1 protein-coding gene is annotated in these 248 nt (G+C 71.4%); it reads right to left on the bottom strand.

Going from position 1 to position 248, the window contains the following annotated elements:
• Positions 1-248 (bottom strand): gamma-glutamylcyclotransferase (locus tag R2R70_RS22210; protein WP_410979233.1); only part of this gene is annotated, 248 nt, incomplete at both ends.

Genomic DNA, 248 nt, shown 5'->3' with positions numbered 1-248 from the left:
CGCCGCGATCGAGCGCGAGCACGAGGCCCGGATGCTCGGGCGTGCCGCGGTTCACGCGCGACCACAAATAGAGCCCGCGGTGATAGCCGTGCACCTTGCCGCGCACGGCGGCGACCGTCGGCAGCCCGGGGTTCCAGATCAGCGACCCATAGCCGAACAGCCACAGGTCTTGCCGGCCGTCCCAATCGCGCATCGTGTGCGCGAGCGACGCGGCGAGTTCCTCTTCCGTCAGCAGCCGGCCCTCGCCG

Source organism: Cobetia sp. SIMBA_158 (genome assembly GCF_046566945.1).
Lineage (GTDB): Bacteria > Pseudomonadota > Gammaproteobacteria > Pseudomonadales > Halomonadaceae > Cobetia > Cobetia amphilecti.
The sequence above is the reverse complement of the archived record's forward strand: the minus strand, read 5'-3'. Positions and strand labels throughout refer to the sequence as shown.